At 69.4% G+C, this 19,092-nt stretch carries 25 protein-coding genes; 13 read left to right on the top strand and 12 right to left on the bottom strand.

The features are described from left to right. Positions 1-5 precede the first annotated feature (5 nt). Positions 6-1,430 carry a trypsin-like peptidase domain-containing protein gene (locus AB0M65_RS16675; RefSeq protein WP_364028026.1) on the top strand — a complete coding sequence of 475 codons (1,425 nt, stop codon included), beginning with the start codon at positions 6-8 and terminating at the stop codon, positions 1,428-1,430. Between the two features lie 193 nt (positions 1,431-1,623). Here the strand turns inward: AB0M65_RS16675 and AB0M65_RS16670 are convergent, their stop codons facing one another. From AB0M65_RS16670 to AB0M65_RS16650, 5 genes are read right to left on the bottom strand one after another with little or no spacing between them, the layout of a single operon-like run. After that, entirely contained in the window at positions 1,624-2,052 is a 429-nt protein-coding gene (locus tag AB0M65_RS16670; protein ID WP_364028024.1) for a hypothetical protein, read from the bottom strand. Positions 2,053-2,072: 20 nt separating this feature from the next. Beyond that, positions 2,073-3,122, bottom strand: coding sequence for a molybdopterin-dependent oxidoreductase (locus AB0M65_RS16665; RefSeq protein WP_364028022.1), 1,050 nt, complete (start codon positions 3,120-3,122; stop codon positions 2,073-2,075). Continuing rightward, complete coding sequence (locus AB0M65_RS16660; protein ID WP_364028020.1) at positions 3,119-3,736, bottom strand: class I SAM-dependent methyltransferase; 618 nt, start codon at positions 3,734-3,736, stop codon at positions 3,119-3,121. Before AB0M65_RS16660 ends, AB0M65_RS16665 begins: the two co-directional genes overlap by 4 nt. Next, positions 3,733-4,389 carry a DUF2064 domain-containing protein gene (locus tag AB0M65_RS16655; RefSeq protein ID WP_364028018.1) on the bottom strand — a complete coding sequence of 219 codons (657 nt, stop codon included), beginning with the start codon at positions 4,387-4,389 and terminating at the stop codon, positions 3,733-3,735. Before AB0M65_RS16655 ends, AB0M65_RS16660 begins: the two co-directional genes overlap by 4 nt. Next, positions 4,386-5,042: a glycosyltransferase family 2 protein gene (locus tag AB0M65_RS16650; protein WP_364028016.1), complete on the bottom strand. Its 657-nt coding sequence runs from the start codon at positions 5,040-5,042 to the stop codon at positions 4,386-4,388. The genes AB0M65_RS16655 and AB0M65_RS16650 overlap by 4 nt, the downstream gene beginning before the upstream one ends. Positions 5,043-5,186: 144 nt before the next feature. On the opposite strand from AB0M65_RS16650, the gene AB0M65_RS16645 reads away from it, so the two are divergent. From AB0M65_RS16645 to AB0M65_RS16630, 4 genes are read left to right on the top strand one after another with little or no spacing between them, the layout of a single operon-like run. Further along, positions 5,187-6,527 (top strand): hypothetical protein, encoded by a 1,341-nt coding sequence (locus tag AB0M65_RS16645; protein WP_364028014.1) that lies wholly within the window; start codon positions 5,187-5,189, stop codon positions 6,525-6,527. A 10-nt stretch (positions 6,528-6,537) separates the two neighbouring features. Continuing rightward, complete coding sequence (locus AB0M65_RS16640; RefSeq protein ID WP_364028012.1) at positions 6,538-7,236, top strand: response regulator transcription factor; 699 nt, start codon at positions 6,538-6,540, stop codon at positions 7,234-7,236. Further along, positions 7,233-8,282, top strand: coding sequence for a HAMP domain-containing sensor histidine kinase (locus tag AB0M65_RS16635; protein WP_364028009.1), 1,050 nt, complete (start codon positions 7,233-7,235; stop codon positions 8,280-8,282). The genes AB0M65_RS16640 and AB0M65_RS16635 overlap by 4 nt, the downstream gene beginning before the upstream one ends. A 55-nt stretch (positions 8,283-8,337) precedes the next feature. Next, positions 8,338-9,483 carry a serine hydrolase domain-containing protein gene (locus AB0M65_RS16630; protein ID WP_364028006.1) on the top strand — a complete coding sequence of 382 codons (1,146 nt, stop codon included), beginning with the start codon at positions 8,338-8,340 and terminating at the stop codon, positions 9,481-9,483. Position 9,484: 1 nt separating this feature from the next. On the opposite strand, the gene AB0M65_RS16625 is transcribed toward AB0M65_RS16630, so the two are convergent. Then, complete coding sequence (locus tag AB0M65_RS16625) at positions 9,485-10,288, bottom strand: MBL fold metallo-hydrolase (RefSeq protein WP_364028003.1); 804 nt, start codon at positions 10,286-10,288, stop codon at positions 9,485-9,487. Between the two features lie 69 nt (positions 10,289-10,357). Continuing rightward, entirely contained in the window at positions 10,358-11,428 is a 1,071-nt protein-coding gene (locus AB0M65_RS16620; protein ID WP_364028000.1) for an NAD-dependent epimerase/dehydratase family protein, read from the bottom strand. A 128-nt stretch (positions 11,429-11,556) separates the two neighbouring features. On the opposite strand from AB0M65_RS16620, the gene AB0M65_RS16615 reads away from it, so the two are divergent. Further along, complete coding sequence (locus AB0M65_RS16615) at positions 11,557-12,057, top strand: molybdenum cofactor biosynthesis protein B (RefSeq protein ID WP_005155592.1); 501 nt, start codon at positions 11,557-11,559, stop codon at positions 12,055-12,057. 3 nt (positions 12,058-12,060) lie between these two features. After that, positions 12,061-12,231 carry a hypothetical protein gene (locus AB0M65_RS16610; RefSeq protein WP_364027997.1) on the top strand — a complete coding sequence of 57 codons (171 nt, stop codon included), beginning with the start codon at positions 12,061-12,063 and terminating at the stop codon, positions 12,229-12,231. A gap of 6 nt (positions 12,232-12,237) precedes the next feature. Here the strand turns inward: AB0M65_RS16610 and mscL are convergent, their stop codons facing one another. From mscL to AB0M65_RS16595, 3 genes are all read right to left on the bottom strand, one after another. Beyond that, positions 12,238-12,642 (bottom strand): large conductance mechanosensitive channel protein MscL, encoded by a 405-nt coding sequence (mscL, locus tag AB0M65_RS16605; protein ID WP_364027994.1) that lies wholly within the window; start codon positions 12,640-12,642, stop codon positions 12,238-12,240. Between the two features lie 90 nt (positions 12,643-12,732). Further along, positions 12,733-13,374: an SAF domain-containing protein gene (locus AB0M65_RS16600; RefSeq protein WP_364027991.1), complete on the bottom strand. Its 642-nt coding sequence runs from the start codon at positions 13,372-13,374 to the stop codon at positions 12,733-12,735. A 118-nt stretch (positions 13,375-13,492) separates the two neighbouring features. Further along, positions 13,493-13,819 (bottom strand): FmdB family zinc ribbon protein, encoded by a 327-nt coding sequence (locus AB0M65_RS16595; RefSeq protein WP_364027988.1) that lies wholly within the window; start codon positions 13,817-13,819, stop codon positions 13,493-13,495. A 286-nt stretch (positions 13,820-14,105) separates the two neighbouring features. Here AB0M65_RS16595 and AB0M65_RS16590 point away from each other — a divergent pair, with 286 nt between their 5' ends. The 3 genes from AB0M65_RS16590 (at position 14,106) to AB0M65_RS16580 (ending at position 15,369) form a co-directional block, all read left to right on the top strand. Continuing rightward, positions 14,106-14,447, top strand: a complete 342-nt coding sequence (locus AB0M65_RS16590; RefSeq protein ID WP_364027985.1) for a type II toxin-antitoxin system RelE/ParE family toxin — start codon at positions 14,106-14,108, stop codon at positions 14,445-14,447. A gap of 86 nt (positions 14,448-14,533) precedes the next feature. After that, the gene (locus AB0M65_RS16585) at positions 14,534-14,911 is read left to right on the top strand and encodes a helix-turn-helix transcriptional regulator (protein ID WP_364027982.1); all 378 of its coding nucleotides are present in this window, start codon (positions 14,534-14,536) and stop codon (positions 14,909-14,911) included. Then, entirely contained in the window at positions 14,908-15,369 is a 462-nt protein-coding gene (locus AB0M65_RS16580; protein WP_364027979.1) for a hypothetical protein, read from the top strand. Before AB0M65_RS16585 ends, AB0M65_RS16580 begins: the two co-directional genes overlap by 4 nt. Before the next feature lie 15 nt (positions 15,370-15,384). Here AB0M65_RS16580 and AB0M65_RS16575 read toward each other — a convergent pair whose 3' ends face one another. After that, positions 15,385-15,762, bottom strand: a complete 378-nt coding sequence (locus tag AB0M65_RS16575; RefSeq protein WP_364027976.1) for a VOC family protein — start codon at positions 15,760-15,762, stop codon at positions 15,385-15,387. Between the two features lie 45 nt (positions 15,763-15,807). On the opposite strand from AB0M65_RS16575, the gene AB0M65_RS16570 reads away from it, so the two are divergent. The 3 genes from AB0M65_RS16570 to AB0M65_RS16560 all read left to right on the top strand — a co-directional run bounded on the left by AB0M65_RS16570 (position 15,808) and on the right by AB0M65_RS16560 (position 17,801). Further along, positions 15,808-16,059: a hypothetical protein gene (locus AB0M65_RS16570; RefSeq protein ID WP_364027973.1), complete on the top strand. Its 252-nt coding sequence runs from the start codon at positions 15,808-15,810 to the stop codon at positions 16,057-16,059. After that, positions 16,026-16,298, top strand: a complete 273-nt coding sequence (locus tag AB0M65_RS16565; RefSeq protein ID WP_364027970.1) for a class I SAM-dependent methyltransferase — start codon at positions 16,026-16,028, stop codon at positions 16,296-16,298. Before AB0M65_RS16570 ends, AB0M65_RS16565 begins: the two co-directional genes overlap by 34 nt. 135 nt (positions 16,299-16,433) lie before the next feature. Continuing rightward, positions 16,434-17,801 (top strand): aminotransferase class V-fold PLP-dependent enzyme, encoded by a 1,368-nt coding sequence (locus AB0M65_RS16560; protein ID WP_364027967.1) that lies wholly within the window; start codon positions 16,434-16,436, stop codon positions 17,799-17,801. Here the strand turns inward: AB0M65_RS16560 and AB0M65_RS16555 are convergent. Further along, positions 17,765-19,027 carry an FAD-binding protein gene (locus AB0M65_RS16555; protein ID WP_364027964.1) on the bottom strand — a complete coding sequence of 421 codons (1,263 nt, stop codon included), beginning with the start codon at positions 19,025-19,027 and terminating at the stop codon, positions 17,765-17,767. The genes AB0M65_RS16560 and AB0M65_RS16555 overlap by 37 nt on opposite strands. Positions 19,028-19,092 lie beyond the last annotated feature (65 nt).

Raw genomic sequence — 19,092 nt, 5'->3', positions numbered from 1 at the left:
AAGACATGACCGAGAACGACCCCAGCGGCCAGAACGCCGAGCAGGCGAGGCCCGACGGCGCTCAGCCGGACGCGGAGCAGAGTGCGAGCTGGGCCGCGCAGCCCGCCCCGCGGCAGCCTGACGCGACCGGCCTCGGCGGCCATGCCACCCCGCACGGCGGAGCGCAGCAGGCCTACACCTCCGAACAGCAGCACAACCCCTGGTCACCGCAGGCACAGCAGACCCAGCAGCCTCCGTACACCCAGGGACACCAGATCCCGGGCCAGCAGGCGCCGTACACGCCGCACACCCAGCCTGGCCCGTCGGTCTACGCGGTCCCGCAGCAGCGGCAGGCGTCGGGTAAGTCCACCTCCGGCAAGCTGCTCGCCAGTGTCGCGGCGATCGCGCTGGTCGTCGGCGGTGTCGCGGGTGGCACGGTCGGTTTCCTGACCTCGGACGCCACCGGCGGTAGCTCGGTGAGCGCGCTCGACGCGCCGAAGCCCGCCCAGCAGACGGGCAACGCGCCGGCCGGTTCGGTCGAGTCGGTGGCGCAGAAGCTGTCCCCGAGCGTGGTCGAGCTGCAGGTCTCCGGGCGATCCGGCGCGGGCGAGGGCTCCGGTTTCGTCCTCAGCACCGACGGCTACGTGTTGACCAACAACCACGTCGTCGAGGTCGCCGCCAACGGCGGGCAGATCCAGGCGGTGTTCCAGGACGGCAAGAAGGGCACGGCGACCGTCGTCGGACGTGACCCCACGACGGATATCGCCGTGGTGAAGGTCAGCGGCGTCAGCGGGCTGACCCCGGTCGAGCTCGGCCGCTCCGACGATCTGCGGGTCGGGCAGCCGGTGGTCGCCATCGGTTCGCCGTTCGAGCTGGCGGGCACGGTCACTTCGGGCATCGTCAGCGCGCTGAACCGGCCGGTGAGCGCCGGTGGTGGCAGCGGCGGCGACCAGGCGACGGTGATGTCGGCGGTGCAGACCGACGCGGCGATCAACCCGGGTAACTCCGGCGGACCGCTCGCGAATATGGCGGGGCAGGTCATCGGCATCAACTCGGCGATCTACAGCCCGAAGTCCAGCCAGGGACAGAGCGGGGAGAGCGGCGGCAACGTCGGCATCGGCTTCGCCATCCCGATCGACCAGGCACGCCGCACGGCCGACGACATCATCAAGACCGGCCAGGCGACGCAGACCTTCATCGGCGCGCGTGTGCAGACGGCGCCGACCGGCGGGGCGCAGCTCGGCGAGATCACCGCGGGCAGCCCGGCGGAAAAGGCGGGCCTGAAGTCCGGCGACGTCGTGACGAAGCTGGACGAGCGGTCGATCCCGAACGCGGACGCGCTCGTCGCGGAGATCCGCACGCGGGCCCCGAACGAGAAGGTGAAGCTCACCCTCAGCGGTGACAAGGTGGTCGAGGTGACCCTCGGCGGCCAGCCCGTCACCCCGAACTGATTCCGCCTGAGTTCACCCAGACGCTCGGCCGCAGTGCGCGGCCGAGACCAAACCCCGGCTCGAACCCCCAGCGGGCCGGACCCAGAGGCCACGCGCGACCGGCTGCCAATCCCGGTCGCGCGTGGCCCTTTTCTTGAGGGGTAAGCGCGGGCTTGTCTATGAAGGAATTGGGACACTCAACGTCCCAATTCCTTCATAGACTCCGGCAGCAACCCGACCCCTTTCGCGGCCAGAAAACAGCGGCGAGTACACCGAGCCAGACGACGGCAAGTGTCAGCAGCAGGCCCGTGAGGGTGTCGGCGTCGTGCAGGCCCGGATTCCGGGCGCCGCCGAAAGGCCGCCACAGCAACGGAAACGCGAGCAGCGTCAGCACGCCGGTGAGCACCGCACCCGTTTTGACCGGGGCTTTCCAGCGTTCCGGGAGGAACCTGCTCAGCGCGAGCCCGACGGCGCCGATCAGTGGCGCGACCAGCAGGTCGTGTGCCACCGGGCCGCCGGCGAGCCAGCCGAGCGTCTCGAAGACGTCCGGGCGCAGCGGGAACGCGTACTCGGCGAACAGCACCGTGCCCCAGGCGACCGCGGCGAGACCGGGCAGGAACAGCAGTAGCCGCAACGTTTTCACAGCGCCTCCAACCGGGTGACTCATTTCGTCTGCAGGACGCCGGGCCGGTTCGGGGCGATGACGCGGCACGGGAAGCCGTGGTCGGCGTCGAGGATCTCACCGTTGAGTTCCAGTGCCAGCAGGGTCAGGTCGTCCGAGGTATGTTCGCCGGGGAGATCGCTGATCCCGTAGGGCCCGGCCTTCTCCAGGGAGAACACGCGGACCGGTGTACCCGGCGCGGTTCCGGCGTGGCGCAGGAGATCCGGCAATGAGACACCGCTCCAGTGCGCGGACTGACTCCAGCCCTCCACACAGGCGATCGGCAGTTCGGCCGACGTCCTCGGCAACGCGCGGAGCTGGTCGAGTGAATAGGTTTTCGTGCCGCCCGGGGTTACCACGGACAGCCGCCAGTCCGCGTCGCGAGCGGTGTCCAGGACACCGGCCGCTTCCGCCGTCCGGTTCACCGGCAGGCCTTGCGGGCCCTTGTCGCTGCGCCACGAGAGGCCGGAGACGTTGCGCAGCAACGGAACCGAGTCACCGGCTGTCGCGACGACGGCGACTCCGGCGGCCAGCCAAGTGGTGCGGAGGAAGGCCCTTCGTGAGGGTTCGGGTTCCGTGGTGAGCGCGCGGCGGACGATCGGCAGTTTCACCGCGATATGCACCAGGATCGAGCCGATCGCGACCCATGCGAGCGCGTAGTGCAGTTGCGGGAAGTAGAACGTCCACGGGTAGTTCTGCGCGATGTTGAACAGGCCGGTGGTGAGTTCGAAGAAGGCGGCCACGGACAGGACCAGGATCGAGAGCCGTTCGAGCGCGTGCGGCAGGTTCCGGATCACCGGACGTTCGAACAGTTTCGGGTAAACGCTCCAGAGTTTGGCCAGCAGCAGGGGAATCGACGCGATCCCGGAGACGACGTGCGTTCCCTGGGTGAAGCGGTAGAGCCCGATCGGGCGGCTCGGCCAGCCGAACCACGACGGCGGATGCTGTATCAGATGGCTGAGCAGGCCGGTGACGAAACACAGCGTGAACGTGACGGCGAGGGTGAGCCCGATCCGGGACGTCACCCGTTCCGAACGCGCGGCGGAACTCATGCTTTCTCCAGACAGGCAAACCAGCGGTGGCCGCGGCGGGTGGCCCAGGCGACCCGGAACGCGGTACGGGCGGCGAGTTCGGCGATCGCTTCGACGCCGACCCACGCCCAGGTGAACCAGGCGCCGCCGTCATCGCTGCCGGGTCGCAGCCGGACCCGGTCCTGGCGGATGCCCCGGCCCGGCGGGTCGAGTTCGACGAGCAGCGTCCCGCCGTCGGCGACCAGTTCCGCCATCCGTGTGAGCAGGCGGAGTGGATCGCCGCCGATGCCGATGTTCCCGTCGGCGAGCAGGGCATGCCGCCAGCGGCCTTCGCCGGGCACGCGATCGAAGACGTCGCGTCGCAGCGCGGCCGCGCCTCGGGCGTGCGTGAGCCGCACGGCGGTGGCCGAGATGTCGACGCCGAGTGACGCGACGCCGCGTTCGGTCAGCGCGGCGGTGAGCCGTCCGGGGCCGCAGCCGATGTCGATCGTGGGGCCTTCGCAGGCGTCGAGGAGGACGTCGTCGCCGTCGCAGGGGATGGCCGTCCAGCGTTCCACTGGCAGGTCGACGCGTTCGCCGGTCGCCAGTTCCAGCCAGCAGCGGTGGCCGAGGAGGCCGCGGTCGAAGGCGGTCACCGGACGGCCGCGACCGCTCGGGCGAACCGGCTTCCCGGTATCGCCGCCGAGACCCGCCGCGCGTCCGCCATGGTGTCCACATCGGACAGTTCGGGCAGAAGGCCGGGGCGCAGGCCGGCTTCGGTCAGTGCACGCAGGGTTTCCCGGCCGGTGTCGGCGCGGGACATCGGGACACCGGCGAGGGCCTTGGCGTGCAGGGGATCCTGGAGCCCCAACGCCCACCAGCCGCCGTCTTCCGCGAGTCCGAGAACGGACTCTCGCGTGGTCAGGGACTCAGCGGCGGCGGCCAGCGATTCCGGGGTGACCTGCGGGGTGTCCATCCCGATCTGCACCACCGATTCCCCGGGATGGAGGGAGGCGGTGTCGGCGTGGGCGTTCGCCAGGCGGAGGTCGAAGCCGTCGCCGCGCTGCGGGATCACGTCGGTCTTTTCCAGTGCCGCGGTGATTTCGGTGCCGCGGGTGGCCTTGCCGAGGTCTCCGGTCAGTGCGACGACGACTCGGGTGTTCGGCGTCGTGAGTGCGGCTTCGAGGGTGTCGAGCAGGGCGGCGGCGGCGATTCCGGCGGCCTGGTCCGGGGTCGCGGGTGGGCAGAGGCGCGTCTTCGCGAAGCCGGGCACGGGTGCTTTGGCGACGATCAGCAGGCAGAAGGTCATCGGCTCAGCACCCGCCCGAAATCGCGTGCCGCCCGCAGGGTTCCACGCAGCGAACCGGAGACCTTCGATTTCGTGCCTTTGGCGCGTTCGCCGTAACTCACGTCGAATTCGGCGACCAGCCAACCCGCGCGCCGTGCCTTGATCAGCAGTTCGAGCGGGTAGCCGAAGGCGCGGTCGGTGACGCCGAGGTCGAGCAGCGCCTGCCGCCGGACGGCTCGCAGTGGCGCGATGTCGCGGACCGGCAAGCCCTGTCGCCGCAAGAGGGACGAGACCAGCACGGTGCCCGCTCTCGCATGCCACGGCCAGACACCCTGGCCGCTCGGCACCCGCCGCCCGACCGCGAGATCGGCCTCGATCAGGCCGTCCACCAGCATCGGCAGTTCGGCGAGGTCGAGGGAACCGTCGGCGTCGGCGAAGCAGACGATGTCCGCCGTCGCCGCCTCCAGCCCGGTGTGCACCGCGGCGCCGTAGCCGCGCCGGGGTTCGTGGACGACCTTCGCCCCGAGCGCGGCCGCCACTTCGGCGGAATCGTCGGTGGAGCCGTTGTCGACCACGATCGCCCGGTAGCGTCCGGGCAGGGCCGCCAGCACCTGGGGGAGGGCACCGGCCTCGTCGAGGCAGGGAAGCACGACATCAACCTGGTCATCGTTCACGCACCGCACGTTAAGTCCGGGTTGGACGGACGAAAACCCTTGTGCTGCTTACCGAATCATGACGTCGTCGAAGTTCTTACCGAGTTCTGACGGACTCGGCGTTCCGGGCAGCCGGACGCCGGGAACGCGGTTAGGGTGCCGGTGATGTCCGCTGTCACCGCCTCTCCCCGGACAGGTCGCCGGGCCGATCTGATCGCCGTCGCGCTGGCGATGCTCGTCGTCGCCGCGGCGATCGCTGTCGGCCTCTATTACAACCGTCCCGGCTCCGGGGTGGTGATCTACGCCTTCGCGCCGCCGTTGTTCGGGCTGTGGCTGCCGCATGCCGGGCCCGGGTCGGTCGCCGCCGTCGTGGTCGCGATCCTGGTCGTCACCAGTGGGCCGGCTCTCGCCGCGCGACTGCGCTGGCGCCCGCTGCTCGCACTCGGCTACGTGAGCGCGCTGGCGTGGACGTTCTCGCTGGCGATGATCGACGGCTGGGTGCGTGGCTTCACCGGCAGGCTCACCACGGAACACGAGTACCTGCACGAAGTCCCCGGCATTACCGACATCCCGAAGATGCTGAGCGAGTTCTCCTCGCGCATCCTGGATTTCCAGCCGGATTCGTGGACGACGCACGTCTCCGGGCATCCGCCGGGCGCGACGCTGGTCTTCGTCTGGCTCGACCGGCTCGGGCTGCACGGTGGTGCCTGGGCGTCGACGCTCGTCGTGCTCATCGGCTGTCTGGTCGTCGTCGCGGTCCCGGTGACGCTTTCCGCGCTGGGCAAACCGGACGCGGCGCGGACGGTCCTGCCGTTCGCCGTCCTGACGCCGGGTGCGATCTGGATCGGCGTCTCGGCCGACGGCCTCTTCACGGGGGTGACGGCGACCGGGATCGCGCTGCTGGCGCTCGCCACGCGACGGCGGATCCTCGCGTTCCCCGGCGGCTTGCTGCTCGGGTTCGGGCTCTTTCTGTCCTACGGCCTCGTGCTGCTGGGCGTGCTCGTGCTGGCCGTCGTCGTGCTGACGCGCCAGTGGCGGATCCTGCCGCTCGCCGCGCTCGGTGTCGCCGTCGTGGCCGGGGTGTTCGCCTGGTCCGGGTTTTGGTGGCTGGACGGCTATCACCTGGTGGTCGAGCGCTACTACCAGGGGATCGCGACCCTGCGTCCGTACTCCTATTGGGTGTGTGCGGATCTCGCTGCGGTGCTGATCGCGATCGGCCCGGCGGTGATCGCCGGGATCCGGCGGACGGGGTCGGTGTTCCTCGCGGAGCCGAAACTGTCGATCCGCGACCCGGTCACGCTGATCACGCTGGCCGCCGTGCTGGCGATCGTGTTCGCCGACGTGTCCGGCCTGTCGAAGGCGGAGGTCGAACGCATCTGGCTACCGTTCGCGGTGTGGCTGCTGCCCGCGGTGGCGTCGCTGCCGTCGCTCCGGCGGCGGTGGTGGCTTGCCGCGTCGGCGGCCACGGCGCTGGTGGTGAACCATCTGGTGCTGACGAGCTGGTGAGGTGGGCTTCATGACAGAGCAGGGCCGCGTGCTCGTGGTCGACGACGATGAGACGGTTCGTGACGTCGTCCGGCGGTACCTGGAGGTCGCGGGCTTCGACGTCGACGTCGCCGGGGACGGCACCGAGGGGCTGCGGCTGTTCTCCGCGACCGGGCCGGACCTCGTGGTGCTCGACGTCATGATGCCCGGGCTCAACGGGCTCGAGGTCTGCCGGCGGCTGCGGCAGGTGAGCCAGGTACCGGTCGTCATGCTGACCGCACTCGGCGAAGAGGAGAACCGGATCGCCGGGCTGCAACTCGGCGCCGACGACTACGTCACGAAACCCTTCAGCCCCAAGGAACTCGCGCTGCGCGTGGCGTCAGTGCTGCGGCGGGCGCGGATGCCTCGCCCCGAACCGGCCGCGCGGGAACTCGCCGACGGGGACCTGCGGCTGCAGATGAACGCCCGCCAGGCGAGCCTCGGCGGTGTCGAACTTCCCTTGACCAGCAGGGAATTCGACCTCCTCGCGTTCTTCCTCGCGCATCCGGGGGTGGCGTTCTCCCGTGCCGATCTGCTGGAGAAGGTCTGGGGCTGGGACTTCGGCGACCAGTCCACCGTGACCGTCCACGTGAGACGGTTGCGGGAAAAGATCGAGGAGAATCCGGCCAAACCCGTCCGCGTCGCCACCGTCTGGGGCGTCGGCTACCGGTACGACCCGGTGCGGCCATGATCGGCTCCGGAGAGTCCTTCGGCGAGATGCTGGCGCACGCCTGGCACATCCTGCCGTTCGCGCTGCTGTTCGCACTGCCGGTGGTGCTGCTCGGCGTCCTGGCGTTGTACCTGCTCAGACGCGGTTCGCTGGCCAGCACGATGACGATCCTGGTGCTGATCCCGGTACTCGCGACGCTGACCGCGGTGCTCGGGATCAGCGGGTTCATGTTCACCCCCGCGCTGACCACGATGACACTGGTCTGCCTGCTGGTCGCGCTGGTGACCGTGCCACCCGCGCTCGCGCTCGGCCGCGCGATCGCACGCCGCAGTGTCTGGGAGCGGGAAGCGCGGGAACGGGAGCGCGCGGCCGAGGCGTCGCGGCGCGAACTGGTCGCGTGGATCAGCCACGACCTGCGGAGCCCGCTGGCCGGGATCCAGGCGATGGCGGAGGCTGTCGCGGACGGCGTCGTCGCCGAACCGATCGAGGTCACCGACTACGCCCGGCGGATCAGTGGCGAGACCACGCGGCTTTCCGGCATGGTCGGCGACCTCTTCGAACTGTCGCGGATCACCGCCGGCGCGCTGGACCTGACCATGGCCTCCGTGCCACTGCGCGACGTCGTGAGTGACGCCGTCGCCGCGCAGGCACCACTCGCCGAGCAGAAACGCGTGCGGATGGTCGAGCACGCCGACGTCTGGCCGGTCGTCTCCGGCAGCGACCCCGAACTGGCGCGGATCGTGCGGAACCTGGTGTCCAACGCCGTCCGGCACACCCCGCCGGACGGCACGGTCGCGGTCCAGATCGGGATCGACGGCGGCGAGGCGCTGTTCGCGGTCGAAGACGGCTGCGGCGGGATCCCCGACGACGAGATCGGGCGCGTCTTCGACGTCGCGTTCCGCGGGACCAGGGCGCGGACACCCGAGCGCGGTGGGCTGGCGAGCGGCGGCGGGCTCGGCCTGGCGATCGCGAAAGGACTCGTCGAGGCCCATCGCGGCCGGATCGGCGTCCGCAACCACGGCCCCGGCTGCCGGTTCGAGGTCCGCCTGCCGCTCGCGACGCCCTGACCCGTGTCAGCGGCGTGTCACCGCGGTGTCAGCGCGGACGGCGATCGTTGCCGCCATGACGACCTCAGCGAACACAGCCAAACGATTCTTCCGGCGGGCGGGGATCACCGCGGTGGCGACCGCGCTGCTGGCCGGGGTCATCCCCGGCGTGGCGGCCGCGGACAGTGGCCGCGAACGCCCGGACCTGCGGGCGATGGTCCAGGAGATCGCCGCCTTCGGTTTCGCCGGAGCACAGCTGCGGGTGCACGACGCGCGGGGTGACTGGACCGGCAGCGCCGGGGTGCGCGAGCTGGGCTCGTCCGCCAAGCCGCCGACCAATGGGCGGTTCCGGATCGGCAGCAACACCAAGGCCTTCGTGTCCACCGTCGTACTGCAACTGGTCGGCGAGGGCAAGGTGGGCCTGGACGCGCCGGTGGCGGGCTACCTGCCCGAGTTCGGCCTCGACCGGCGGATCACCGTGCGGATGCTGTTGCAGCACACCAGCGGAATCGCCGACTACACCGCCTCGATCCCGTTGGGCGGTCAGGAATTTCTGGACAACCGGTTCCACACCTACCGGCCGGAGGAGCTGGTGCGGTTCGGCCTCGCCCTGCCGCCGCTGTTCGCGCCGGGAACGGACTGGACCTACACGAACCTTAACTACGTGCTGGCCGGGCTGCTGATCAAGAAGGTCACCGGACGCTCCTACGGCGACGAGATCCAGCGGCGGATCCTGGAGCCGCTCAAACTGCGGGACACCGAGGCGCCGGACACACGACCGGGCATCTCGGGACCGCACGCCCACGGCTACTACCGGTACGAGGAGAAGCCCGGGCAGTGGAAGACGGTCGACATCACCCGGCAGAACCCCTCCTGGGCGTCCAGCGCCGGTGACCTGATCTCGACCACCAAGGACCTCGACACGTTCTTCTCCGCACTGCTGGGCGGAAAGCTCTTGCCCGCCCCGCTGCTGGCCGAGATGCGCAAGCCGCACCCGAAGGGCGGCTACGGCCTCGGGTTGTACGTCCAGGAAGCGAGCTGCGGAACCGTCCTCAAGGGCATGGGCGGCTTCCACGGCTACGGGACGCTGATGGCCGGCACACCCGACGGCAGCAGGACCTACGAGCTGTCCATGACCTACGGGGACTCCGCCGCGGACATGGGGCAGGCGTACTACAAGGCGGACGGGATGCTCACCGACAAGGTGCTCTGCGGGAAGTAGCTCAGAGCTGCAGGAACCCCATGTCCGGGAAGTGGGCCGGCGCGATGATCGCGCCGGTCTCTTCCGCTTCCGCCAGAAAGCGTTGCCGGGTGCGGAGCGCGAGGTCCGGGTCGAAATCGCTGAGGAAGCTGACCCGCGTGTCCGTCAGCTGCGCGGGTGTGTGCAGGACGTCGCCGAGCAACAGCAGGCGCTCGTCGTCCGCGGTGATGTCGAGGACGTAGTGGCCCGGCGTGTGGCCGGGGGCGTGCCGCGCCACGATCCCGGGCGCGATCGGGACGTCGTCGCCGCTGATCGCCTCGGTCAGACCGGCGCCGCGGGCGGTCTCCATGCCGACACGGCCCCATTCGCCCGTCCCGGCGGGCTCGATCAGGGCTTCCCAGTCGAGTTGCCCGAAGACGACCCGAGCGTCGGGGAAGGTCAGCTCGCCTTCGGGGGCGATCCAGCCGGTGTGGTCGTTGTGCAAGTGGGTGAGGAAGACGGTGTCGATCTCGCCGACCGGGCAGCCTGCCTTGTCCAGCGCGGCCGCGAGGTCGCCGCCGGCGCCCATCGGCGGGGTGGGGTCGCCCTTGGCGGGCGTCATCCCTTTGGGGAAGGCGAACTCGCGCGGGCCGAGCCCGGTGTCGACGAGGATCGTGCGGCCGTTGCCGCGGATCAGGTAAGCGCCGGTCGGGACGTGCACGGTGCCGTCCACGTCGAGGACGTCCGGGTGGGCCTCGGGGTCGAGACCGGGGAAGAACGCGAGCGGCAGCCTGATCAGGCCGTCCCCGAGCGCTTCGATCTCGATGTCTCCGACGGTGATGCCCACCCGAACCCCCAAAAGTCGTTTCCGTTGCCGGGAACGACAACCGGCCGGGGGCGCGGTCTGTTCCCGGTTTCAGTGACCGACCGGTTCCCGCAGTTCAGCGGTGGCGAAACCGGCGATGCCTTCCGCGAACCCGGTCCGCGAGGTGAAGCCGAGCAGCCGTTCGGCGCGGGCGGGGTCGGCGACGACGTGCCGGACGTCGGCGGGCCTCGCGCCACCGATGACCTTCGGGGCCGGTCCGTCGCAGGCCTTCGCGAGCTCCTCGGCCAGTTCGCCGACAGTATGCGGCTGCCCGGAACAGATGTTCACCGGCGTGAGGTCGCCTTCGGGGCCGTCGGCGTGCAATGCCAGGACGTTCGCCCTCGCGACGTCGTGGACGTGGACGAAGTCGCGCTGCTGCCTGCCGTCCTCCAGCACCGTCGGCGCTTCGCCGCGCAGCAGGGACGAGCGGAACAGCGACGCGACGCCCGCGTACGGCGTGTTCTGCGGCATCCGGGGGCCGTAGACGTTGTGGTACCGCATCGCCCAGACGGTCCCGCCGGTCTGCCGGGCCCACGCGGCCGCGAGGTGTTCCTGCGCGAGCTTGGTGGCGGCGTACGTGCTTCGCGGCTGTAGCGGCGCGTCTTCGGGGACGAGCCGCCAGCCGAGTTCGGCACCGCAGGCACCGCACTCCGGCTCGTAGCGGCCGGCGTCCACATCGGACTGTTTCCGCGGCGACGGCGGGACGATCCCGTGGGCCGGGCAGGCGTACCGGCCATCGCCGTAGACGACCATCGACGAGGCGAGCACCAGTTTCCGGACGCGTGCCTTGTGCATCGCGGCGAGCAGGACGGCGGTGCCGTAGTCGTTGTTCAGCGCGTACGACGGCGCGTCGGACGGGTCGATCCCGTGCCCGACGACGGCCGCCTGGTGACAGACCGCGTCGACGCCGTCCAGCAGTTCGGCGACCAGTTCGGTGTCGGCGACGTCGCCGCGCAGGAACCGATGGCGGCTCGTGTAGCCGGGTGGCCGCGACGAGCCATGCGCGGTGGGCAGCAGGTTGTCGAGGACCACCACGTCCTCGTGGCCGGCGTTGTCGTCGGACAGCAGATCGGCGATGTGGGAGCCGATGAACCCGGCCCCGCCGGTTACCAGTGTTCGCACCTTCCCGACGCTAAGGGCGATCTCCGCGGACGGCCCCGGATCCGCCGGTCACGTCAGGGAATCGTCACAACTGGTGGCCCGCGACACCGCGGGAGCGAAGATCAGCCGAAACCGGATACGGTGTGCGTATGGAACGGAGCGCACAACGGCTGGGCCGCGCACTGGTGGTCATCGTGGACGACCGTGTCGCCCACGGCGAACACGAGGACAACACGGGACCGCTGGTCACGGAGCTGCTCGAAGAGGCGGGCTTCATCGTCGACGGGGTCGTCGTGGTCGAGGCCGAGACGGCCGCGATCCGCAACGCGCTCAACACCGCGGTGATCGGCGGTGCCGACCTCGTGATCACCGTCGGCGGCACCGGGGTCTCCCCGCGCGACCGCACCCCCGACGCCACGGCCGGTGTGCTCGACCGCCCGATCCCGGGCATCGGCGAGGCACTGCGCGCGTCCGGCCTTGCCGCCGGCGCGGTGGACGCGGGGATCTCCCGCGGGCTCGTCGGCGTCTCCGGCAGCACGCTGGTGGTCAACCTCGCGGGCTCGCGCGCGGCCGTCCGCGACGGCATGGCGACGCTCTCGTCACTCGTGCCGTACGTGATCGACGAGCTTTCCGGGCTCGAAGAGGCCTGAACCTTGCCGGAAGACCAGGACAAGCGCCCCACCGAAGCGACCCGGCGCCGGGTCGACGAGATCTTCGGCGACGTCCTGCCGGACACGACCTCCGACGAGCGGGAGCCGGGGCAGCGCACCCCGGACCCCGACTCGTGGTACCTGGAGAACCGGCCGCCTCACCACGACCGGTGAGCAGGCTCAGCCCTGGCGGTTCTGCCGCGTGCGCAGCAGGTCGCGGATCTCGGTGAGCAGTTCGACGTCGGTCGGCTCCGCCGGGCCTGCCTCCTCGCCGCGCTTGCGCCGCTCCTGGACGTGCTTGACCGGCAGCACGATCGCGAAGTAGACGACCCCGGCGACCAGCACGAAGTTGATCGCCGCGTTGATCACGCCCCCGAAGTCGAGGAACGTGGCGTCGTTCGCGCTGAGGATGTTGAACCCCAGCCCCTTGGCGGCGTCCGAGCCGCCGATGGCGTTGATCAGTGGCTTGATCAGACCGGTCGTGAAGGCCGTGACGATGGATGTGAACGCCGCGCCGATGACCACCGCGACCGCGAGGTCGACGACGTTCCCGCGCATCAGGAAGTCCTTGAAACCCTTGAGCAAGACGCTCTCCTCTTCACCCGGACGGTTCGCCGACCGTCCCTTTTCGTAGCTTCGGCCGGGGACGCAGGCGCCCGCCGGCGCAGGCGCGAGCTAGCGGAGGGTAACCGTTAGGGACCGTTCCAGCGAAGTGGCGGCGACCCGTGTCGCGATCGCGGACGGCAGCGAAAGCAGTAGCAAAGGTCCCTTGCTCCCGGTTTTGAGGTCACGTGTCCCGGCGGAGTCCGGTGCGCCGACAGCCGCCACGACGGCCGCGCTGGCCAGCACGGACGCCTCCCGCCCCGCTTCGGCACCCGCGACGACGTCGACCCGCTGACCCGGCCGCAGAAGCTCCGTGACCCCGGCGTCGGCGAGCCTCACCGGCACAGTCGAACTTTCGGGATCACCCGTTCCGGGGATGGCAGCTCCTGACAGGCGGACGTCGGTCAGCGGCTCACCCGCGCGGGCCGCCCCGACGAGCAACCGGCCCTCGGCCGAGGCGGGCTGGGTGGTGGCGCCCTGTGGACGGACGTCGTCCGGGAGGCCGACGACCTTGAGGTCTCCGGCGCGGAGCAGCGTCCTGGCCGGGAGGTCGCGGGCGGAGACGACGGTCGCGGTGCCGGGCGTGCCGCGGGCGGACGCGGGCAGGAACAGGGTGAGCAGGCCGCCGAGCAGCAGGGACAGGGCGAGCCAGCGGCGCAACAGCCGGGACGGCCTGCCCCGGAGTCTTCGCAGGACGGGTAAGTCGTGAAGCACGGGATTCCCCCTCGTCGATCGGTGCTGATGCCATCGACGTTAGGGGCGGTGCCGGTGCCGGGAAAGAACGAAAACCCCCGGCTGTGGATAACCGGGGGCTTGTGGACAACTCGGGACGTCAGGAAGCGGCGGCGGCCGTTTTCGTCGTACCCGAGGAGGAGGATGGCGTGCTCTTCGTCTCCGACTTGGTCTCGGACTTCGACTCCGACTTGGTCTCGGTCTTGCCCTCGCTCTTGGCCGGGGTGCCCGAGGTCGTGTTGGCCTTCGAGTCACGCGAGTCGTTGCGGTAGAAACCGCTGCCCTTGAAGACCACGCCGACCGAGCTGAAGACCTTGCGAAGCGGCCCTGAGCACTGCGGGCACACGGTCAAGCTCGCGTCGGAGAACGACTGCACGGCCTCGAAACCGTGGTCGCATTCCTTGCAGGCGTATTGGTAGGTGGGCACTGCTGCTCCTTCGCGCACTGGCACTCAGCCGACAAGAGTGCTAACGCAATACGGTACCGGCGCATTCCGGAGCAGGTCAAACAAGGTTTCCCAAGCTCACACGACGGCCTGGTCACACCCACTGCTTCCGTACCTGTTCCGAGGGGGTCGGGGTTCATTCCGCAGAGGCAAGTTCTGCGGCAGTAGTCGACCTTTGGGGGTCCTTCAGCGTGTCCGGTCAGTAACGGATTTGGTTCAGGTGCAGCCTGTGCTGTAACCGGCCTTGGCACATATGAGGGGAGGCGGCTTGGAGCGCAGGTGGGATTTTTACACCGCGCCCGGCGGTGGTGATCCTGTCCGGAAGGACATCCGTAAGGCCGGACTCACCAAGTGGGAAGCCGGTCGTGTGCAGGAGATGATGGATCGGGTTGCTGCGGGATCGGCTCGGCCAAAGGTCGACTTCAAGCCGCTCCGCGAGGGTGTGTCGGAAATCCTCTTTGACGGGCACAAACGAACGTTTCGCCTGATGTACGCCGAGGTTGACGACGGTCTCGTGCTGTTGGCACTGCACTTCATCAGCAAGAAGAAGCAGAACGATCGTCAGGCCGTGGAGCTGGCCGTTCAGCGGTTGCGGGAGTGGCGTCGGTAACAGACGGCGTGCGTCTCCGTAACTCGATCGGAACTGGCGTAGATATCGTCTACAGGCGATACTGGGTGCAGGGAGGGAGCGCTGACATGCCAAATGAACTGCTTGATGTACTCGGCTACGACGCGGACGATCCGAAGGTCATGGCAGGCAGGAAGCATGGGGTCTTCATTGCTCGCCTGATCGAGACACTGGTTCACCTGCGCGACAAGCTCAAGCTGACGCAAAAGGACGTTGCGGGCAAGATGGACACGACACAGTCCTCTGTGTCCAACTTCGAGCGCGCCGGAGGCGACCCGAAAATCTCTACGGTCCTCCGCTACGCGGAAGCGATCGGCGCTGAGGTCCGAGTGTCGATAGTGATACCGGGTGAGCGTAGTTCTCCAGGTCATGTCACGGCACGCCCTGCGCAAGCTTTTGTGCCAAGGCACTACATCGCCCCTCCCTTCGAGGTGGCGGTGCGGTGAAGGTCAACGTTCTCCTTGGGGACGCCGCTCAGGTCGACGCCGGCGGCAAGATACATGTGCTGGGCTTGGGTTGGACACGTACTACCTCGCCGACAGGGCCGATGGCTGTCGTAGTTCTCTTGGAGCTTGGCGACGCTCCAGAGGTGAATCGCTCACATGATGCGACGATCGTCCTTGTTGACGAGCGGGGAGAGAGGGTGGATCTGTCGCGGTTCGGGGTTCCGGCAGGCGGCTTCACCGTATCCATCGATCGCAAGCCCGATGGAGTTGCTGACGGGCCGATAATTGCGCCGATCGTGCTTCAGACCGGTCCACTGCCCCTTGAAGGTGACAGAAAGTACCGGTGGAGTGTCAGCGTTGACGGTGAGAGTGAACCGTCTTGGTATGCGGCGTTCGCGACGAATCCTGTTGGTGTGGACTCGGATCAGCTGGCTGTCGTTCTCGGTGAAGACGGCTAGCGGGCAGCGAGCAGGTCACACCGGCTCGACGCGGGCACTGAGCAGGCAGAACTCGTTGCCTTCGGGGTCGGCCAGGACGTGCCAGGTCTCTTCGCCGCTCTGGCCGACGTCGGCGAACACGGCACCGGCGGCCAGCAGCCGTTCGAGTTCGGCGTCCTGGTCGCGGTCGGTGGCGTTGACGTCGAGGTGAAGCGGGAGTTTCCCGCTCTTCGGCTGGTCGGTGCGGCTGAGGATGAGCGTCGGCTGCGGGCCGCCGGATCCTTCGCGCGGCCCGATCTCGATGTCGTCGTCTTCGCGGTCGAGCACCGTGTAGTCCAGGATCTCGCACCAGAACCGCGCCAGTGCCTCGGGATCTCGGCAATCGAGCACGAGTTCGGTGATCCGGCATGCCATGGGCGAAACCTACCTTCCCGCCCGGTCGCCTGCCACGATGAAACGATGGCAGAGGACCCGTTCGGCGGCAGGAACCCGACGAGCCACGAGCGTATGACCGGTTTGCACTGGGACGCGTCGTATCACGAAGGGCCCGTGCCCTGGGATTTCGGCGGGCCGCAGCCGGCGATCGCGCGGGCCGCGCCGAGGTTCACCGGGACGGTGCTCGACGCGGGCTGCGGGGCCGGTGAGAACGCCCTTCACCTCGCCGGGCTGGGTTCGAGGTGCTGGGTGTCGATGTCGCCGAGACGGCGCTGAAGAGCGCACGGGAGAAGTCCCGGCGAAGCGGCCTCGAAGCCGAGTTCGCCACAGCGGACGCACTCCATCTGGAGCGGCTCGGGCGGCAGTTCGACACGGTGCTCGACTCCGGGCTTTTCCATACTTTCGACGCCTCTGAGCGGCTGGAGTACGCCGAAAGCCTCAAGGCGGTCACCAAGGGGACGCTGTACGTCCTGTGCTTCGGCGACGAAGGCGAGAACCCGGCCCGCACCCCGTGAGCCGCGAAGACCTCACGACGGCGTTCCAGGCGGGGTGGCGGATAACCGCTATCGAGAAGGAGCGCGTACGGACTAGGTTCCACGACGAGAACGGCGCACCGGCCTGGTTCGCGACGATCGAAAGAAGGCCAACGGGTGAGTGAGCTGCGAGATCTCCTGGCCGACGCCGCCACCCGTGTGGCCGACTACCGCGAGCGTGTGTCCGAAAGCCCGGTCTTCCCGCACGACACCGACATCCGCGAAGCACTCGGCGAGTTGCCCGAGAAGCCCACTCCGGCGGCCGACGTCGTCACCAAGCTGGCCGATGCCGTCGAGCCCGCGCTGGTGGCGACCACCGGGCCGAGGTACTTCGGGTTCGTGACCGGCGGAGCGCTCGACGCGGCGACCGCGGCCGACATCTTGGCGACAGGCTGGGATCAGAGTGCCTTCAACCACGCCACTTCGCCTGCCGCCGCGACCGTCGAGGACGTCGCGGGCGGGTGGCTGAAAGACGTACTGGGGCTGCCGTCCAGCGCGTCGTTCGGGTTCGTGACCGGTGGGCAGGGCGCGAACACGGTCGGCCTGGCCGCCGCCCGTCACCACGTGCTCGCGCGGGCCGGTTGGGACGTCGAGCGCCGCGGCCTGAACGGGGCGCCGCCGCTGAAAGTGATCGCGAGCGAGGAACGCCACGCGACGATCGACCGGTCCCTGCGACTTCTCGGGTTGGGCACCGACGCCGTCACGCCCGTTCGTGCCGACGCTCAGGGCGCGATCGACGTCGCCGACCTCGAACGCGTGCTGGACGGCTCCGCCATCGTTTGCCTTCAGGCCGGGAACGTGAACAGTGGTGCTTTCGACGACTTCGAAGCCGCGATCCGCATCGCCCACGAGCATGACGCCTGGGTCCACGTCGACGGCGCGTTCGGCCTCTGGGCCGCCGCCAACCCCGCAAGTAGTCCTCTGGTTGCGGGGGTGGAACGGGCGGATTCGTGGGCGGCCGACGGGCACAAATGGCTCAACGTGCCTTACGACTGCGGGTACGCCTTCTGCGCGCATCCGGAGGCGCACGCGGCCGCGATGTCCTTCACGGCCGCGTACCTGACCGGTCATGGGGATGGCGGAGTGAGAGCTCCGAGCGACTTCGTCCCCGAGTCGTCCAGACGGGCGCGGGGGTTCGCGACGTGGGCGGCGCTCAGCGAGCTGGGCCGCACCGGGATCGCGGAGCTGATCGAACGCTGCCGCGTGCTCGCCCGGCGGTTCGCCGAGCAGCTCAGTGCCGTGGAAGGCATCACGGTCGTGAACGACGTCGTGCTGAACCAGGTTCTCGTCGGCTTCGGTGAGGACACGGACCGCGTCGTCGAAGCCGTGCAGCGCTCCGGCGAATGCTGGATGGGCGCGACCACCTGGCACGGCCGGCGCCTGATGCGGATCTCCGTGTCCGGCTGGAACACGACCGAAGCCGACGTCGATCGCAGTGTCGCCGCGATTCAGGCGGCTTGGGCGTCCGTAGCGTCCAGGGGGTAGGCGTAGCTCGCCCCACCGAGTCGCCGCGCGGTCGCGTGCAAGGCGGCGTTGGCCTCCCGCATGCGTTGCAGCGCCACGAAATCTCCGGGTGGCGAGGTCCGCTGGACGCCGAACAGCACGGTGTAGGGATCCCGTGCCTTCGGGACGTTGGGGGCCTGCACCCGCGCGGTCGGGAAGAGATACAGCAAGACACTGCCGCCGGTGCCGAGCAGTTCGGGCGTGAGTTCGGCGAACGCTTCCGTCAGAACGGTTTCCGCGTGCTTTCCCGGCAGCAGCACGTTGGCGCGTGGATGCGGGTGGTACCACGAACCGGTCGACCGCGACCGCGCCTCGATCGGGAGGATCCGGTCGGCGAACTCGCGGTAGGCCGCCTCGATGATCTCGGCGGAATCGCAGGCGAGATCATCGATCGGCGGTGACCGCGTGGAGACCGCCTCCAGGATGAAACGCCAGTGGCCGTCCACGAACCGCGCTTGGCCGTCGACGTGGTCGAAGCGGAGTTCGTCCACCAGCCGCCGCTGGTCACCGAGATACGCGCCGAGATCGTGGTAGGTCAGGCGATGCCACCACACCGTCGAAGGCGCGCGGGTCAGCGCGACGGTGGCGCGTGTGATGATCCCGTGCCGCCCCTGCGTCCCGCGCACGGCGTCGAACAGCTCCGGGTTGGTGGTGGGCGAGCAGGTCACCAGTTCGCCGTCGGGGGTGACGACGTCGAGGTCGTGGACGTTGTCGGCTTGCGAGCCGTATCGGTGGCTCGCGCCGCCGAAACCACCCGTGGACAGCAATCCGCCGACGGAAAGTTCCAGGTAGTCCGGGAGTACCGGCGGGACGGTGCCATCGCGGAGGCTCGTGTCGACGACCGCGCGCCAGCGGGCGCCGGCGTCCACGCTGATCCGGTCCTGGTCGACCGGCCGAACTTCCTTGAGTGTCGACATGTCGATGGCGATTCCGTCGCTGACCAGTGCTTGGCCGTCGACGGAATGCCCGGCACCGCGGGGGACGACCGGGATGCCGTGTGTCCGCCCGAAGCGGACGAGTGCCGCCACGTCGACGGCGGTGGCCGGGAAGGCGACGGCGAGCGGGCGGCGGTGGACGTGCCCGCCGAAGTCCCGCTCAGCGTCCGCGAGGTCACGTTCGCGGACGCTGAGCGTTCCGGCGAGTTCGGGCAGTGCCACGGCTCCGCGTCCGGGGATCGCCAGCCGGGGTCCGAACTCGTGGTGTGCCACGGGATGCGACCTCCGGTCCGGGGAACTGCCTTCTCCTCGGTAACCGACGGTATCGGCCGCGGACG

It is taken from the genome of Amycolatopsis sp. NPDC051071, from assembly GCF_040682875.1.
Classification (GTDB): domain Bacteria; phylum Actinomycetota; class Actinomycetes; order Mycobacteriales; family Pseudonocardiaceae; genus Amycolatopsis.
This window is presented reverse-complemented; position numbering and strand designations above follow the sequence as displayed.